The following is a 17,171-nucleotide window of genomic DNA, read 5'->3' as shown; positions in this document are numbered from 1 at the left end:
GAGACGCCGTCTCGGTATATGGAAGAATTGGCGATACGTGGCCCTTCCAGATAGCGGGACGTCCCGGGAAGGGCACCCTAACGCCCGTACGATGACGGTGAGCCGCAGCCTCGAAGGAGGGCCCCACCCGTGACCAGCCAGGTCAGCAGCCCCATTGCCGCGGCCACCGCGGACGAGTCGCCCGCAGTGGTCGACGTACTCGGCGAACAGCGCAGCCCGGCCAAGGAGACCAAGCGGCTCGACCGCGTGATCATCCGCTTCGCCGGTGACTCGGGCGACGGCATGCAGTTGACGGGTGACCGGTTCACCTCGGAGACGGCGTCGTTCGGCAACGACCTTTCCACCCTGCCGAACTTCCCGGCCGAGATCCGCGCCCCCGCAGGCACCCTGCCCGGTGTCTCGTCCTTCCAGCTGCACTTCGCCGACCACGACATCCTCACCCCCGGCGACGCGCCGGACGTGCTGGTGGCGATGAACCCGGCGGCGCTGAAGGCGAATCTGGGCGATCTGCCGCGCGGCGCGGAGATCATCGTGGACACCGACGAGTTCACCAAGCGCGCCCTCGCGAAGGTCGGCTGGGCCACCAGCCCGCTGGACGACGACACCCTCGCCGCCTACGCGGTGCACCGGGTGCCGCTGACGTCGCTGACGCTGGAGGCGCTCAAGGACAGCGGCCTGGCGCGCAAGGACGCCGAGCGGGCCAAGAACATGTTCGCCCTCGGTCTGCTGTCGTGGATGTACCACCGCCCCACGGAGAACACCGAGGCCTTCCTGCTGCGGAAGTTCGCCAAGAAGCCGGAGATCGCACAGGCGAACATCACCGCCTTCCGCGCGGGGTGGAACTTCGGCGAGACCACCGAGGACTTCGCGGTCTCCTACGAGGTCGCGCCCGCCTCGGCGGCCTTCCCCCAGGGCACCTACCGCAACATCTCCGGCAACCTGGCGCTCGCGTACGGCCTCGTCGCCGCCTCGCAGCGCTCGCAGCTGCCGCTCTACCTCGGCTCGTACCCGATCACGCCGGCCTCCGACATCCTCCACGAGCTGTCGCGGCACAAGAACTTCGGCGTGCGGACCTTCCAGGCCGAGGACGAGATCGCGGCGATCGGCGCCGCCCTGGGCGCGGCCTTCGGCGGCTCGCTCGCCGTCACCACCACCTCCGGGCCCGGCGTGGCGCTGAAGTCCGAGACGATCGGCCTCGCCGTCTCCCTCGAACTGCCGCTGCTGATCGTCGACATCCAGCGCGGCGGACCCTCCACCGGCCTGCCCACCAAGACCGAGCAGGCCGATCTGCTCCAGGCGATGTACGGCCGCAACGGCGAGGCGCCCGTCCCGGTCGTCGCCCCCGCCACCGCGGCCGACTGCTTCACCGCCGCCCTGGAGGCCGCGCGGATCGCGCTCACCTACCGCACCCCGGTCTTCCTGCTCTCGGACGGCTACCTGGCCAACGGCTCCGAGCCCTGGCGCATCCCGTCCGTCGACGAACTCCCCGACCTGCGGGTCGAGTTCGCGACCGAGCCGAACCACACCACCGCCGACGGCTCGCGTGTCTTCTGGCCGTACGTCCGCGACGAGGAGACGCTCGCCCGCCCCTGGGCCGTCCCCGGCACCGCGGGTCTGGAGCACCGCATCGGCGGCATCGAGAAGCAGAACGGCTCGGGCAACATCTCGTACGACCCGGCCAACCACGAGCTGATGGTCCGCACCCGGCAGGCCAAGATCGACGGCATCAAGGTGCCCGACGTCGAGGTCGACGACCCGTCGGGCAGCGCCCGCACCCTCGTCATCGGCTGGGGCTCCACCTACGGCCCGATCACCGCGGCCGTCCGCCGCATCCGCACCGCGGGGCTCTCGGTGGCCCAGGCGCACCTGCGCCACCTGAACCCCTTCCCGGCCAACCTCGGCACGCTGCTGGCCCGCTACGACAAGGTCGTCGTGCCCGAGATGAACCTCGGCCAGCTCGCCCACCTGCTGCGGGCGAAGTACCTGGTGGACGCCCGGTCCCTGACCCAGGTCACCGGCCTGCCCTTCAAGGCCGAACAGCTCGCGCAGGCGATCATCGCGAAGGCAGAGGAGAACGCAGATGTCTGAGGCGCTGACGCTGGTCCCCAAGGCGACCGCCAAGCAGACCATGAAGGACTTCAAGTCCGACCAGGAGGTGCGCTGGTGCCCCGGCTGCGGTGACTACGCCGTGCTGGCCGCCGTCCAGTCCTTCATGCCCGAGCTGGGCCTCGCCCGCGAGAACGTGGTGTTCATCTCCGGGATCGGCTGCTCGTCGCGCTTCCCGTACTACATGAACACCTACGGCATGCACTCCATCCACGGGCGTGCCCCCGCCATCGCGACCGGCCTCGCGACCTCGCGCCGCGACCTGTCCGTCTGGGTCGTCACCGGTGACGGCGACGCCCTCTCGATCGGCGGCAACCACCTCATCCACGCGCTGCGCCGCAACGTCAACCTCAAGATCCTGCTGTTCAACAACCGGATCTACGGCCTGACGAAGGGCCAGTACAGCCCGACGTCCGAGACCGGGAAGATCACCAAGTCCACGCCCATGGGCTCGCTCGACGCGCCCTTCAACCCCGTCTCCCTCGCCCTCGGCGCGGAGGCCACGTTCGTGGCGCGGACCATCGACTCCGACCGCAAGCACCTGCAGTCCGTGCTGCGCGCGGCCGCCGAGCACCACGGCACCGCGCTCGTCGAGATCTACCAGAACTGCCCGATCTTCAACGACGGCGCGTTCGACGCGATCAAGGACTCGGCCGACGCGGTGATCCGGCTGGAGCACGGGCAGCCGATCACGCTCGGCGACGGGCACGGGGTCGTCCGCGACCCCGCCACGGGTGAGCTGGCCTTCACCGAGCTGCCGGACCCCGCGGGCCAGGCGCTCGTCCACGACACGCACGCGGCCGGGCCGTCGACGGCCTTCGCGCTGTCGCGGCTGGACCAGCCGACGCCGATCGGGATCTTCCGCGACGTCACGCGGCCCGTCTACGACACGCAGATGGCCGAGCAGCTCGACTCCGCCGTCGCGGCCACGGGCGAGGGCGACCTCGCGTCCCTCCTCGCCGGCGGCGACACCTGGACGGTGTCCTGACGTAGGGCCGTGCCCGTCAGGGGCGCGGGGAAGTGCGCGGGCAACCCACCACAGGCCGGTGGTCCGGACCGGACCGCGCAGACCTCCGGGCCGGTATCCGGCCCCGGCCCCGGTGGGGCCTGCCGCGCGGTTCCCCGCGCCCCTGACGACGTGTGGCCCGCGCGGGCATGTGCGGCTCGGGGGGCGTCCCCCTGCGGCGGGCTCCGGCCGGCGGGCCCGGATACGGTGAGGGCGAGCCACCCCGTGCGTATCCCCGGAGGAACAACGTGAGCATCGCCGTCACCGGAGCCACCGGCCAGCTCGGCCGCCTCGTCATCGCGGACCTGCTGGCCCGGGGCGTGGCCCCGGACGCCATCGCGGCGGTCGTCCGCGACCGCGGCAAGGCGGCGGATCTCGCCGCGCAGGGCGTGGAGGTGCGTGTCGCCGACTACGACGCGCCCGGGACGCTCGCGGGGGCCTTCGCCGCGGGCGACCGCGTCCTGCTCGTCTCGGGCAACGAGGTCGGCCGCCGGATGCCGCAGCACAGCGCGGTGATCGACGCGGCGGCGAAGGCCGGCGCCGCCCTGCTGGCGTACACCAGCGTGCTGGGCGGCCCGGCGGCGGACTTCACGCTCGCGGACGAGCACCGGGCGACGGAGGAGCTGGTGACGGCCTCCGGCGTGCCGTACGTGCTGCTGCGCAACGGCTGGTACACCGAGGTCTACACCGCGAACCTGCCCGCGGTGCTGGAGCACGGCGTGATCATCGGCAACGCCGGGGAGGGCCGGGTCGCGTCGGCGGCCCGCGCGGACTACGCCGCCGCGGCCGCGGCGGTCCTGGCGACCGACGGCCACGAGAACCGGGCGTACGAGCTGAGCGGCGACACCGCGTGGAGCTTCCCGGAATACGCGGCCGTGGTCGCGGAGCTGTCCGGGCGGCCGGTGGCGTACCAGGACATCAGCGGTGAGCAGCGGCTGGAGATCCTGACGGGTGCCGGGGTGCCGGCGGCGTTCGCCGAGGTGCTGGTGGACGTGGACGACGCGATCGCGCGCGGTCGCCTCGCGGGGACGAGCGGCGACCTGTCCCGGCTCATCGGGCGCCCGACGACACCGCTGCGGGAGACCGTCGCGGCCGGGCTGCGCGCGTTCGGTGGGCCGGCGTAGGCCACGGCATACGTGTCAGGACCGATCCGCGGAATGCCCCTGGCGTGCGCGTGCCGCGGACCGCTACCGTCGTAAGGGCCGCCCCCGTACCGGGGTCCGTACCGCGTCCGTTCGCCGGGGAGCACGTACGGCGGCGGCACGACGCGCACGCGAGGTGCGGGGAGGACGGGTCGGGGCGATGGGCGACAAGCGCGCAGGACTGCTCTACGGCTTCGCGGCATACGGCATGTGGGGCCTCTTCCCGCTGTACTGGCCGCTGCTGGAACCGGCCGGTGCCGGGGAGATCCTGGCCCACCGGATGGTGTGGTCACTGGTGGTCGTCGCCGCGCTGCTGCTGGTGCTGCGCCGCTGGGCCTGGCTCGGCGAGCTGATACGGCAGCCGCGGCGGCTCGCGCTGGTCGCGGTCGCCGCGGCGACGGTGTCGGTCAACTGGGGCACGTACATCTGGGCCGTCAACGCCGGCCACGTCGTGGAGACCTCGCTCGGCTACTTCATCAACCCGCTGGTCACCATCGCACTGGCGGTCCTCGTGCTGCACGAGCGGCTGCGGCCGGTGCAGTGGGCGGCGGTCGGCATCGGCTTCCTCGCGGTGGGCGTGCTCGCGGTGGGCTACGGGCGGCTGCCGTGGATCGCGCTCGTGCTCGCCTTCAGCTTCGGCAGCTACGGGCTGGTGAAGAAGAAGATCGCGATGGGCGGGCTGGAGTCGCTGGCCGCCGAGACGTCCGTGCAGTTCCTGCCCGCACTGGTCTTCCTGCTCGTGCTCGGCGGCCGCGGCGACTCGACCTTCGCCTCCCACGGCGCGGGCCACGCGACCCTGCTCGCCCTCGCCGGCTTCGTGACGGCGGTCCCCCTGGTGTGCTTCGGCATGTCGGCGAACCGGCTGCCGCTGTCCACCCTGGGCCTGCTCCAGTACCTGGCGCCGGTCTTCCAGTTCCTGATCGGCATCCTGCACTTCCACGAGACCATGACCGGCGAGCAGTGGATCGGTTTCCTCCTCGTGTGGGCCGCCCTCGTCCTGCTGACCGTCGACGCCCTGCGCACCGCCCGCCGCTCCCGCGCACGGCTCGCCCGCGCGAGGGCCTCGGCCGCGGCCCAGGACCCGGAGTCGGCGGAGATCGGTACGGCGTGAGGCCTCACACGGTGCGGACGACGGCGCCCGCCGCTTCGAGGGCCGCCACCTCGCCGGCGGGAGCGGTGGGGTCGGTGACCACGGTGTGCAGGAGACCGGCCGGGCCGACGTACGCGTAGGCGGTGCGGCCGAACTTGCCGCCGTCCGTGGCGAGGACGACACGGCGGCTGGAGGCGATGGCCGCCTTCTTCACCGCGGCCTCGTCGAGGTCGTACGCCGTGAGGCCCTCGGCCGCGCTGAGGCCGCAGCAGCCCAGGACGGCGGTGTCGAAGCGCAGGGCGGCGAGCGAGGCGAGGGTGAGCGGGCCGGTGAGGGCGCCTTCGGCGGCGCGGGGCTTGCCGCCGGGCACCATGAGGGTGGTGGCGGTGGGGGCGTCGCTGAGCAGGTGGACGGCCTGGAGGGACAGCGGCATCACCGTGACGGGCCGGCCGCGCAGCAGCCGGGCGACCTCCAGGCAGGTGGTGCCGCTGTCGAGCAGCACCGTCTCGCCGTCCGCGATCAGGGAGTCCACCTCGGCGGCGATCCGCTGCTTGGCCTCCACGGCCTCGTGCGCGCGCAGTGCGAAGGGCGGCTCGTCGCCGCGGAGCAGCAGGCTGCGGGCGCCGCCCCGGACGCGTTCGAGGACGCCCTGCGCGGCGAGTGCGTCGAGATCGCGCCGGATGGTCATCTCCGAGGCGCCGGTCAGCTCGGCGAGCGCCTGCACCGTGGCGCTGCCCGCGTCCCGTACGGCCTGGGCGATCAGCCCGTGACGGTCGGTGTTGCCCATGCGGTGATTGAACACCATCTCCCTACGCACAAACAAGCTGTTCGAATGCCGCACTTTCGCACAACTATTGTGTTCGTTATGGTGGCGGGCATGGAACGCGCTCTCCGGGCCGCCCGTGTGGCGACCTTCGTCTACTTCGTGCTCAACGGCACCCTCATGGGCGTCTGGGTCGTGCACATCCCCGCGGTCGAGGACCGGGTGGGCATCAGCCACGCCACGCTGGGCGGGCTGCTGGTGCTCCTCGGACTCGGGGCGTTCCTCGGCATGCGGGTGGCCGGCCCGCTCGCCGACCGGCTCGGGACACGCCTCGTCGTCCCCGCCTCCGGTGTGCTGTGCGCGGCCGCGCTGGCCCTGCCGGGCCTGTCCCGCAGCCCGTGGACCCTCGCGGGCGCGCTGCTGCTCTTCGGTTTCTGCAACGGCTGCCTGGACGTCAGCATGAACGCGCACGCCGTGCACGTGGAGAAGGCGTACGCGCGTCCGGTCATGTCGGCCTTCCACGCGACCTTCTCCGTGGGCGGCGTGCTGGCCTCCCTCGTCGCGGCGGGCGCCGCGGCCGCGGGCCTGGGGACGGCGGCGGTGCTCGCGGTGTCGGGGGCGGCCGGCGTGCTCGTCGCCCTGGCGGCGGCGCCCCTGCTGCTGCCGGCGGCTCCGGCCGCTCCGGCCCCTCCGGCGGCTCCCCGGGAGGCGGCGGCGCAGGCCGGGCGGCGGGGCGGCTCGCGCCACATCCGTGTCCTCGCCGGGCTGGCCTTCATGAGCATGCTGTGCGAGGGCGCCGCGAACGACTGGAGCGCGCTGCACCTCAAGGACGTCCTCGGCGCCCCCGCCGGCACCGCGGCCTTCGGCTACGGCACCTTCGCCGCGGCGATGACGGCGGGCCGGCTGCTCGCCGACCGCGTCTCCGCGCGCTTCGGCTCCATGGCGATCCTGCGGTACGGCTCGGCGCTCGCCGCCGTGGGGATCACCGCCACCGCCCTCACCCCGTGGACGTGGGGCGCCTTCGTGGGCTGGGCGCTGTTCGGCCTGGGCCTGGCGGGCAGCGTCCCGCAGCTGTTCAGCGCCGCCGGGCACGCCGATCCCGCGGCGGCGGGCGCCAACGTCTCACGCGTCGCGGGCCTCGGCTACCTCGGCATGCTCGCGGGCCCGGCCGTCATCGGCTGGCTGACCCACGTGACGGCGCTGAACCACACGTTCCTGCTGCTGACGCTGCTGTGCGCGGTGACGGCGGGGGCGGCGGGCGTGCTGCGCGCGGGTGAGCCGGAGCGTACGCGCGCACTGGAGCCCTCCCGCCCCTGAGCCCGGCCGCGGTGCTCACCCCGACCACCCGTGCGGCCCGGTCCTGACCCCGGGCCGCACGGGTGTCCCGAACGCCCCCCCGCGGGTGTGACGGGGATCCCCCCGGGCCCGGTTGACGCCAGTAATGTGCGGAACGCAATATATGCACATGCATGACTTCACCGGCCGACGCTTCCTCTTCCTCCTCGGCAGCACCCGCGCGGGCGGCAACACCGAGGCGCTGGCACAGCAGGCCGCGGCCGCCCTCCCCGCCGACGCCGAGCAGCACTGGGTGCGGCTCGCCGAGCTGACGCTCCCGGCGTTCACCGACGTCCGCCACTCCGGCGACGGCACCTACCCCGAGCCCACCGGCAACGCCCGCACCCTCCTGGACGCGACCCTCGACGCGACGGACCTGGTCATCGCCTCCCCCCTCTACTGGTACTCCCTCTCGACGCCGACGAAGCAGTACCTCGACCACTGGTCCGGGTGGATGCGCGTCCCCGGCCTCGACTTCCGCTCCCGGATGGCCGGGCGCCGCCTCTGGGCCGTCACCGCCCTGGCCGGCGCCGACCACTCCGACGCCGACCCCCTGATCGGCACCCTCGCCAGGACGGCCGACTACATGCGCATGGACTTCCGCGGCACCCTCCTGGCCAGCGCGACCCGCCCCGGCCAGGTCACGGCGGACGAGGACGCGGCGCTGCGGGCGAAGACGTTCTTCACGGCGTGAGCCCGCGGGCGCGGACCGGCCCCCGCCGCCACTTGCGGCAATCCGCCGCCCCGGCGGTCCGCAGTGCGCTAAAAGGGTGGGCATGACGTCGATTGACGAGCTTCGTGACGAACTGACCGGGAACCTCGTCAAGGCCGAGATCTGGGCCCGCTCGCTCGGGACGCTGGGCGAGCTCGCCCCGCCGGCCGCACTGGTCGACGCCGAGGTCGGGCGGTTACGCGGGCTGCGCAACCGCGCCCTGTCCAGCCGGCTCAACGTCGGGCTCGTCGGCCGGCAGTCGTCCGGGAAGAGCTTCCTGATCAGCGGTCTCCAGGGGCGCCTGTCGTACGACCTGATGACCGACGACGAGGGTGACATCCAGGACAGCTACACCGGCATCCTGCCCATCGGCGTCAACGCCACCACGGCCTGCCCGACGACCGTGGTCCCCGTCGAGGACGACGGGACGGGCTTCGCCTCCGGGCGCGGCTTCCTGCGGGTGCAGTTCGCCGACTCGCCCTCGCACGCGCCCTGGACGGACATCGGCCCGGATCCGTCCCCCGAGGTCATGGCCGCCTACGGGGCGGTGGACGGGGACCGTTCGAGCCGGCTGCCGGAGCACCGGGGCCGCCGGGTGGTGCAGATCGAACTCCTCGTCTCCGACTACCGGCTGCCCGCCAAGCTGTACGACCTGCCGGGCGCGGGATCGGCCGACGACGACGAGCTGGACCTCATCATGAAGGAGGCGTGGGACCAGGCGGACTGCTTCCTCTATGTCAGCCACGCGACGTCCGGCCCCGACGCCCACCACCTCGACCTGATGCGGGAGCTGTACGGCTACCGGCTGCGCACCGGCCGGCAGGTCATCTGGGTGCTCACCGGAATCGACCGCGCGACACAGGTGGAGGACGGCCGCTCCGCCTGGAAGAACGCCAGGGAACGCAGCAACGCCTACCTGCGCGAGCGCTTCGGCGGCTCGCCCGGCTCCCCGCACGACTTCGTCGGCGAGGGCTTCTTCCCCGTGTCGCCCGCCTGGGAGGCGCAGGCCGCGTTCGCCGACGCCGCGGGCGCGGCCACCGGCACCGGCGGGAACTCGGTCGGCCGCAACAGCCGGATGGACGACCTGCGCCGCAAGCTCACCGACGTGATCGAGGGCGGGGTGGGGCAGCGCCACCTGGCGCAGGTCGCCGACGAGGCGGTGGGACTCGTCCGGCTGCTGCGCCGGCCGCTCGCGGACACCCTCGCCACCCACCAGGTGTCGGTGGCCGATCTGGAGAACCGGCGGGCCGGCGTGAGCGAGCGGCTCGACCGCGTGGCACGGGCCACGGAGAAGGTGCTGTCCGACCTGGGCCACGACCTGGCCCGCGCCCTGCGCGTCGTGCAGCGCTCGTTCGGCGATCTGGCGGCGGAACTGCACGCGGGGCTGGACCGCCTGATCGACGAGGGCGACCTCAAGGCCGAGCACGTCAGCGAGATCAACGTCCGCCAGGTGGAGATCTACTCCGAGTGGATCGCCGCCGCGGGCGGACCCGACCTGCTGTGGCAGCAGCAGCTGGCCGATCTCAACGAGCGTGCCGCCGTGGGGCTGCACGGCGTCCAGGGCGAGAGCGCCACCGAATCGGAGCTGGTCGTCTGGGAGGCGTTCGACAGCCGGGCCGTCCTGCTCTCCGACGAGGGGCGGCGGCCGCTGGGCGCCTACGGCCTCGTGAAGGCGGCGGCCACCACCATCACCGTGGCGAGCCCCGTCGTGGGCGGGGTCGCGATGGGCCTGGCGGGCGCGAGCCTGGCCGTGGTGGCCTTCCCCGTCACCGCGACGGTCGCCGCCGCCATCGCACTGGCGAAGGTCACGGACATGGTGCGGGAGCGGGAGTCCACCCTCCAGAAGGCGCGGACCCAGCGCAAGCAGCTCATCGACGGGCAGGCCGACCAGATCAGGGACGCCTTCGTGGACGCCGCCAGGGAGCAGGGGAACACGCTCCTCGACGCGGTCGCGGCCTACCTCGCGCAGCACAAGCTGCGGCTGGAGCGCACCCTGGCCGAGATCGACCGGCGGATCGAGGCGCCCGACAGCGTCGCGAGCCGCGAGATCGTCGCCCGGCTGGGACCGGTCGTGGAGAGCGGGCGGGACATCGTCACGCGGCTCGCAGGCCTCGCGGACGACGCGAGGGCGCAGGCCGACCGGGCCGCGGGGGGCCGCTAGGCGGCGTATCCGCGGGGACCCCGGACGTGCCGCGGCCCCGCGGGTACGCCGTACCCGCGGGGCCGCTCATGACGCTCCGGTCAGGAGAAGGAGCAGGTGATGGAGCCGTTCGGGGTGTTGATGCCCTGGGACGAATTCGCCGTGAAGCCGAACGTCGTGTTGCCGTCCGGCGCGATCGTTCCGTTGTAGCCGGCGTCCTTCACCGTCACCTTGGTGCCGCTGGTGGTCAGGGCTCCGTTCCACAACTGGTTGATCGTGGTGCCGTTGCCCAGCGTCCAGTTCACCGTCCAGTGGCCGGACGGCGACGTGCCGTGGTTCATGACCTCGACCGAGCCCTGGAAACCGCCGCTCCAGGAGCTCGTCACCGAGTACATCGCCATGCAGGCGCCGTCCACCGGCGGCATGCTGGTCGGCGGCGTGGAGGTGGGCGGCGTGGTCGACGGGCTCGTGGGGGGCGTCGTGGACGGGGAGGTGGGCGGGGTCGTGGTACCACCGGTCGTGCCACCGGTCGTGCTGGTGCCGTTGTGGATACCCGTCACCTCACCGTGGCCGCCGTCGAAGACGATGTCGGAGCAGGAGAAGAAGTTCTCGTTGCTGTCCGAGCGGACCCACTGGATGAACAGCATGGCGGAACCGGAGCGGCCCGCGGGCAGCGCCTGGTCCCAGTAGTAGTGGCCGCCGTCCGTGCCGGGCGAGCCCACGGCGGGCGGGTTGGTGGTGGAGCTGATCTCGGTCATGTCCGCCCACGCCAGCGGGGTGGTCGGGGACCAGCCCTGCTTGGTGAGGTAGACGTGGAAGGTGCCCGGGTGCTGCGCCCAGTTGCTGTACTGGAGCTGGATCGACGAGCCCGAGGTCAGGTGCGTCTTGGGCCAGTCGTCACGGGCGGCGCTGTACGCGGAGAAGTCGTACGGCGACTTGTTGCCCGCGCTGCAGATCGTGCCGTCGGGCACGTAGCCCACGTTCCTGCCGCCCGCGTTGGAGTCCAGGACGGCGAACCAGTTGTAGAGCGGCGTCGTGCCGCTCTGCGCGACCGCCGCGGCACACGCCGGGTTGGTCGGCTGGAGCGCGCCCGAGGCCGTCTTCGCGTCCTGGTAGCACAGATACGTTCTGGAGCCGGGCATCATCGCGACGCCGTGCGCCTGGGCCTGGCCCTGCGTCAGGAAGACGATGCCGAGGGCCGAGAGCAGCGTCGCCAGGACGGCGAGTAAAGAGAGCTGCCTCTTCTTGTTCACAGTGGTGACCTTTCCGGCGACGTCCCCGAGGCCGTGGTCCACCGCAGCCGGGTCCTCAGGGGCGGAGTGGGGGGAGAAACTGTGATGTGGACGCGCCTATGGGAGCGCTCCCACTGACGTGAAGCTAACAGCAGATCATGAGCATGTAAACAGCCCGATCAGCGGACGTGCGAAGTTGTTGCCTCTTGCACGAACGGGAGGCACTCCGTCCCCGCAGCCGGGAAGAGGCCGCGGGGTTGGGGGGCCCGGGCCTACGCCGTGATGTCGCGGGTGGTGAAGCGGGCCCATGCCGCGGAGCCGAAGACCGCTGCGTAGAGGGCCTGGAGGGCCAGGTTCTTCAGGATGCCGGTCCATATGACGGGGGCGCGCATCACGTCGGCGAAGCTCAGCCAGTAGTGGGGGAACAGATAGGGCTGCAGGACGTGCAGCTGGGGGATGCTGTTGACGATCTGGACGGTGATGAGCAGGCCGACCGTCGCCGCCATCGCGCCGATGCCGCTGTCGGTCAGGGTGGAGATGAACAGGCCCAGCGCGGCCAGGCCGATCAGGGAGGCCGCCACCAGCAGGGCGATGAGCAGCCCGCGCAGGATGCCGTCGGACAGGGAGACCGTGTCGCCGGACAGCAGCGTCACGTCGCCGACCGGGAAGAGGCTGAAGCCCACGATCACCGCGGAGAGGACGACCGTGAGCGTCGCGGCGACGCAGAAGACCAGCACCGAGGCGTATTTGGCCAGCAGCAGGCGCGTGCGGCCGGCCGGGGCGACCAGCAGATAGCGCAGGGTGCCGGTGGCGGCCTCTCCCGCGACGGCGTCGCCGCCGACCACGCCGATGGCCATCGGGAGGAAGAAGGGGAGCGTGGCGGCGAGGGAGGCGAAGGCGAGGAAGAGGCCGTTGTTGCTGACCTGCTCCAGGAAGGCGGGACCGCCGCCGTCGTTGCCCGCGACGGAGCCGCCGTCGCGGGTCTCGATCCGGATGGCGATGCCCACCAGGAGGGGGACACCGGCCAGCACGCCGAGCAGCGCCATCGTCCGCGCCCGGCGGAAGACGGTCACCAGCTCGGACCGGAAGAGGCCGAGCGACCAGGCCGCGCGCGGGGCACGCCCGGCGGGTACGGGCGCCGCGGCGCCGGCGGCGGGCCCGCGGGCCGCCTTCTCCCCGGCGGGGACGGCTGCTTCCCGCGGGCCGGGGCTCCCGGCGGCCGGGGCCGGTACCTGCGGCGCGGCCGCGCCCTGTGCGTCCGCCGGCCCTGCCGACGTCTCAGCCTGCGACATCGAAGCCCTCCCCCGTCAGTGCCACGAAAGCGTCCTCCAGCGACGGGCGGCGCAGGCCGAAGCCGCGGACCCGGACACCCGCCGCCACCAGGGCGGCGTTCAGCTCCGCCAGGTCGGGCGGATCGGCGGGCAGTTCGCCCGTCACCTCGGCGGTGTGCGGATCGGCCAGGACGCCCGTCACGCCGTGCTCGGTCAGGACCCGCACCGCCTCGGCCCGGTCCGGCGTGGTGACGGCGAGGCGGCCGCGGGTCCCGGCGGCCAGCTCCGCCACCGGCCCCTGGGTGACGAGCCGGCCGCGGGCCATCACGGCGGCGTGCGTGCAGACCTGCTCGATCTCGTCCAGCAGGTGCGAGGACAGGAAGACGGTCGTGCCGTCGTCGGCCAGCTCCCGGACCAGGCCGCGGATCTCCCGCATGCCCTGCGGGTCGAGGCCGTTGGTCGGCTCGTCCAGCACCAGCAGCTCGCGCTGCTGGAGCAGCGCGGACGCGAGCCCGAGCCGCTGCTTCATGCCCAGCGAATAGGCCTTCGCCTTCTTGCCCGCGGCCGCGGTCAGGCCCACCCGGTCCAGCGCCGAGGCGACCCGGGCCCTGCGGGTGCGCGGGTCGGCGGTCGGGTCCGCGGCGTCGAGGCGCAGCAGATTGTCCCGGCCGGACAGGAAGCCGTAGAGCGCGGGGCCCTCGATGAGGGCGCCGACCTTCGGCAGCACGCTGCGGGTGGCCCGCGGCATCGGCCGCCCCAGCACGTGCGCACTGCCGGCGGTCGGCTCGACGAGTCCCATGAGCATCCGGATCGTCGTCGTCTTCCCCGAGCCGTTGGGCCCGAGGAAGCCGAAGATGCTGCCGCGCGGCACCCGGAGGTCCAGGCCGTCCACGGCCAGGGTGCCGCGGTACTGCTTGGCCAGGCCGCGGGTCTCGATCACCACGTCGCCGGGCGTGTCCGTCCGGCCTCCCGCCGGGGCGGCCGGCTGCCGTGCCGGGGCCGTCGGGCCCGTGTCGTCGCCGGGCCCGCCGGCCGCGGGGTCACCCTGCGGCGCCGGCACCTTCGCGGCGGGCGGCTCTCCCATCGCACTCCTCGCTTCGTCCTCGGTGATCGGCGCCCTCTGGCGGGGCGTTGCGCCGGGCAGGCCGGGCCCGGCGGGGGCGGGGGGCACCTCCCGGCCGGGACGGCACGGCAGCCCGCCGGGCCCTGCCCCCACGGCGGGCAGCCGCGGGGCCGCCCCCCGGGCCGGCCCCGCGGGGGGTACGGCCCGCCCCCCAGGGATCTGCCTCAGCCCGCGGCCGCGTTGGCCGCCGCCTCCAGGGCGGACTGGGTGACCGCGCCGGCGTAGACCGTGCCGTCGTCGGTGAGCAGGACGTTGACCAGGCGGGTGTGGAAGAGGGTGCCGGAGCCGAAGGAGCCGGTCACGTGCTTGCCGAAGCCGCTGAGGAGGGAGCCGACGTCCGCCGGGCCGCCGTCGTGGCCGCCCTTCCTGCTGTCCCTGCCCTCGGCGCCCTTCCATGCTTTCCCGGCCGTCCCGGCCTCGTTGTGCGGAGCGCCCGGCGGCAGCGCGCCCTTCGTCCGGAAGACGGCCACCGTGTCCCAGCCCGAGCCCACGAACGTCGGCGCGCCGGAGGCCATGCCCGGGCTCAGCCCGGGTGCGTGCTCGCCGCCGGTCGCGGTGCCGCCCTCCGTCACCTTCACGCCCTTGCCGGGCGTGAAGTCGAACGTACCGGCCGCGGGCCTGGCGAAGCTCACCCGGGTGTAGCCGACCTCGACTATCGGCTTGCCCCCCGATGCCGCGTCCAGGGAGAACCTGAGCGGTACGCCCGTCTTCGCGTCGACCGCGATGCGGGCGGCGCCGATCGTCGTGCCGGAGGCGTGCTGCGGGCGGACCACCAGCACGTACGCGCTGTGGCCGGCGACGCGGGCCGTGCCGTCCGTGGTGATCGTGGCCTTGCCCCGGGCGGCCTGGAGGATCTGCCGCGCGGCATCCTGCGGGGTGGCCGGGAAGTCCTCGGGGAGCGTGCGGTCCTTCGCCGCAGGCGCCTCGTGCGCGGGCATAGTCGCGTGGTAGGCCTCGTTGGACGAGCTGTCGTACGCCCACACCTGCGTGCCGTTGTGGATCACGCTGTACTCGGCGGCGGGCTGGATGATCGAGACCTTCTGGCGGTCCGGGCCGTCCGCCGAGACGTGCAGCGTGTGGCTGCCGACCAGCAGCTGCACGAACTGGCGCTGCGGCTCGGCGCGCGAGGCGTCGGGCGAGCCCAGTGACGGCGGTGCGGCGGCCCCGCCGAACAGGCTGCTGCCCGTCGTCGCGGACAGCGCCGAGGGCAGACCCAGGTCGGTGGTGAACGTGACCGTCCCGTCCACCGTCTGGGTGTCGGACGCGGCGATCTTGGTGAGGACCTGCTCCGCCGTGAGCTTCGGCAGGGACGGGTCGCCGCTGTCCGCGAGCGCCGGGACGAGGCTCACCGTGGCCGCCGTCACGCCCACGAGCGCGGCCGGAACGGCGTAGCGCAGCGCCTTGCGGCTGCGCCGGCCTCCCCCGTACCCGTACTCCTCCGGCTGCTCGGGCTGTGCCGGCTGGATCAGTGCCATGACGTCTCTACCTCCGTTGTCAGCGGCGGTTTTGCAGGTCGCACTCCTCCACTCCCCCGGCCATTGTCGCCCGGTCCGCCCCGAAGTGGTGTGTACCCATCCCACCAAACCGGCCGTCCCGCCACATCAGCCCCCGGGGCCAACTCCGCCTACATCAGCGGGATGACGCGGGCCCTTCGGCATACGCACCCAGGAGTACCGCAGCCCTGACCCGCCCTCAGCCCGCGCGGTCCACCGCCGCGTCGCACAGCCCCGCGAGCGCCTGCTTCGCCGGGCCCTCCGCCAGCGGCGACAGCGCGGCGAGCGCCTCGGCGGCGTACCGCCGGGAGTCGGCGCGGGCCTGGTCGAGGGCGGGGTGGGCGCGCAGCAGGGCGAGGGCCTCGGCGTGCGGGGCGTCCTCGGAGAGGTCGCCGTCGAGGAGCTCGTTGAGCCGCCGGTCCTCGGCGGAGATGTGCTGGCCGGCGGCGAGCGCCTGGGCGTACATCTTCCGGACGTGCAGCACGGGCAGCGTCGGGACGCCCTCGCGCAGGTCCGTCCCCGGCGTCTTGCCGGACTCGTGGTGGTCGCTGGCGATGTCGAGGACGTCGTCGGCGAGCTGGAAGGCGATGCCGATGCGCTCGCCGAACTGGGTCAGCGTGTGCACCACCGACTCGTCGGCGCCGGACATCATCGCCCCGAAGCGGCCGGATACCGCCATGAGGGAGCTGGTCTTGCCGGCCAGCACCTCCATGTAGTGGTCCAGCGGGTCGCGGCCGTCACGCGGGCCGACCGTCTCCAGGATCTGGCCGGTCACGAGCCGTTCGAAGGCCTCCGCCTGCACCCGGACGGCCTCGGGCCCGAGGTCGGCGAGGATGTGCGAGGCGCGGGAGAAGAGGAAGTCGCCGGTCAGGACGGCGACCGAGTTGCCCCAGCGGGCGTTGGCGCTGCGCACCCCGCGGCGGGCGTCGGCCTCGTCCATGACGTCGTCGTGGTAGAGGGTGGCCAGGTGCGTCAGCTCGACGACGACCGCGGCCGGCACGACGCCGGGCGCGTGCGGGTCGCCGAACTGGGCGCCGAGCATGACCAGGAGTGGCCGGAAGCGCTTACCGCCCGCCTGGAGCAGGTGCCGGGCGGCGTCCGTGATGAAGGGGACGTCGCTCTTGGTGGCTTCGAGCAGTCCCTCCTCGACCGCCGCGAGGCCGGCCCTGAGGTCGGCATCGAGAGCGGCGTCCCACACGCTCAGCCCGAAGGGTGGCCCGACGACGTTCACGAGGGGTGCTCCTGTCGCTGATCTGGCTTGCGGCCCGGTCCTGAGGGGCGCTTCGCGGGCGGCTCCGCTGGCGCTGACGTGGTGCTCGGCTGGTCTTCCTTACACGGGCAGCCTAGCCGGTCGGCTGTGGATCAACGCCGGGGCATGGCCTTATCCGGGCACCGCGCGAGTACGGGCCCGGCCGCGCACCGTACGCGCGTACGCCCGCCTGCCCGAACCTCCGTACGGGCAGGGCCCGCTCGGACCCGCGGGCGGTCCGCCCGCCGTACGCCCGGGCGGCGAGGCCGCCGTACACCCGGGTGGCGGCACGTAGCGCGACCTCCTGGGAGTGGCGCGACATATCATCACGATTGCGGCGTTCACCGTGTACGTCCGGCAGCCACCGGCGGTCGCGGCGACGCCGCCGGGCGCCGGCGGCCGCGCGTCCCCTGGTACCGCGCCGTGGCGAACGTTCACTGTCCCGTAAGACCGGCTCGTCATACAACGACCTAAAATCACGGCAGCACCATGTGACATGTCCTCGCATC

The 17,171-nt window shown here is 73.3% G+C and carries 13 protein-coding genes; 7 read left to right on the top strand and 6 right to left on the bottom strand.

The features are described from left to right. The first annotated feature begins 129 nt into the window (after positions 1 to 129). The 4 genes from ACH4SE_RS19520 (at position 130) to rarD (ending at position 5,365) form a co-directional block, all read left to right on the top strand. Positions 130 to 2,088: a 2-oxoacid:acceptor oxidoreductase subunit alpha gene (locus tag ACH4SE_RS19520; protein WP_398544661.1), complete on the top strand. Its 1,959-nt coding sequence runs from the start codon at positions 130 to 132 to the stop codon at positions 2,086 to 2,088. Further along, the gene (locus ACH4SE_RS19515; RefSeq protein WP_398544660.1) at positions 2,081 to 3,094 is read left to right on the top strand and encodes a 2-oxoacid:ferredoxin oxidoreductase subunit beta; all 1,014 of its coding nucleotides are present in this window, start codon (positions 2,081 to 2,083) and stop codon (positions 3,092 to 3,094) included. The genes ACH4SE_RS19520 and ACH4SE_RS19515 overlap by 8 nt, the downstream gene beginning before the upstream one ends. 266 nt (positions 3,095 to 3,360) lie before the next feature. After that, positions 3,361 to 4,236, top strand: a complete 876-nt coding sequence (locus ACH4SE_RS19510; RefSeq protein ID WP_398544659.1) for an SDR family oxidoreductase — start codon at positions 3,361 to 3,363, stop codon at positions 4,234 to 4,236. Positions 4,237 to 4,414: 178 nt separating this feature from the next. After that, a complete protein-coding gene (gene rarD / locus ACH4SE_RS19505; RefSeq protein ID WP_398544658.1) occupies positions 4,415 to 5,365 on the top strand; it encodes an EamA family transporter RarD in 951 nt (316 codons plus the stop codon). A gap of 4 nt (positions 5,366 to 5,369) precedes the next feature. On the opposite strand, the gene ACH4SE_RS19500 is transcribed toward rarD, so the two are convergent. Further along, complete coding sequence (locus ACH4SE_RS19500) at positions 5,370 to 6,131, bottom strand: DeoR/GlpR family DNA-binding transcription regulator (RefSeq protein ID WP_398544657.1); 762 nt, start codon at positions 6,129 to 6,131, stop codon at positions 5,370 to 5,372. A 90-nt stretch (positions 6,132 to 6,221) separates the two neighbouring features. Here ACH4SE_RS19500 and ACH4SE_RS19495 point away from each other — a divergent pair, with 90 nt between their 5' ends. From ACH4SE_RS19495 to ACH4SE_RS19485, 3 genes are all read left to right on the top strand, one after another. Then, positions 6,222 to 7,424 (top strand): MFS transporter, encoded by a 1,203-nt coding sequence (locus ACH4SE_RS19495; protein ID WP_398544656.1) that lies wholly within the window; start codon positions 6,222 to 6,224, stop codon positions 7,422 to 7,424. A 148-nt stretch (positions 7,425 to 7,572) separates the two neighbouring features. Further along, complete coding sequence (locus tag ACH4SE_RS19490; RefSeq protein ID WP_398544655.1) at positions 7,573 to 8,136, top strand: flavodoxin family protein; 564 nt, start codon at positions 7,573 to 7,575, stop codon at positions 8,134 to 8,136. Positions 8,137 to 8,218: 82 nt separating this feature from the next. Further along, on the top strand, positions 8,219 to 10,315 hold the full coding sequence (locus ACH4SE_RS19485) for a hypothetical protein (protein ID WP_398544654.1): 2,097 nt from the start codon (positions 8,219 to 8,221) through the stop codon (positions 10,313 to 10,315). An 80-nt stretch (positions 10,316 to 10,395) separates the two neighbouring features. Here the strand turns inward: ACH4SE_RS19485 and ACH4SE_RS19480 are convergent, their stop codons facing one another. The 5 genes from ACH4SE_RS19480 to ACH4SE_RS19460 all read right to left on the bottom strand — a co-directional run bounded on the left by ACH4SE_RS19480 (position 10,396) and on the right by ACH4SE_RS19460 (position 16,644). After that, positions 10,396 to 11,589: a lytic polysaccharide monooxygenase gene (locus ACH4SE_RS19480; protein WP_398544653.1), complete on the bottom strand. Its 1,194-nt coding sequence runs from the start codon at positions 11,587 to 11,589 to the stop codon at positions 10,396 to 10,398. 209 nt (positions 11,590 to 11,798) lie between these two features. Continuing rightward, on the bottom strand, positions 11,799 to 12,818 hold the full coding sequence (locus tag ACH4SE_RS19475; protein WP_398544652.1) for an ABC transporter permease: 1,020 nt from the start codon (positions 12,816 to 12,818) through the stop codon (positions 11,799 to 11,801). After that, positions 12,805 to 13,881: an ATP-binding cassette domain-containing protein gene (locus ACH4SE_RS19470; RefSeq protein ID WP_398544651.1), complete on the bottom strand. Its 1,077-nt coding sequence runs from the start codon at positions 13,879 to 13,881 to the stop codon at positions 12,805 to 12,807. The genes ACH4SE_RS19475 and ACH4SE_RS19470 overlap by 14 nt, the downstream gene beginning before the upstream one ends. Before the next feature lie 203 nt (positions 13,882 to 14,084). Beyond that, entirely contained in the window at positions 14,085 to 15,395 is a 1,311-nt protein-coding gene (locus ACH4SE_RS19465) for an outer membrane lipoprotein carrier protein LolA (protein ID WP_398544650.1), read from the bottom strand. A gap of 217 nt (positions 15,396 to 15,612) precedes the next feature. After that, the gene (locus ACH4SE_RS19460; RefSeq protein WP_398544649.1) at positions 15,613 to 16,644 is read right to left on the bottom strand and encodes a polyprenyl synthetase family protein; all 1,032 of its coding nucleotides are present in this window, start codon (positions 16,642 to 16,644) and stop codon (positions 15,613 to 15,615) included. Positions 16,645 to 17,171 lie beyond the last annotated feature (527 nt).

The sequence above is a fragment of the Streptomyces sp. NPDC020983 genome, assembly GCF_044333485.1.
Taxonomy (GTDB): Bacteria; Actinomycetota; Actinomycetes; order Streptomycetales; family Streptomycetaceae; genus Actinacidiphila.
The sequence above is the reverse complement of the archived record's forward strand: the minus strand, read 5'-3'. Positions and strand labels throughout refer to the sequence as shown.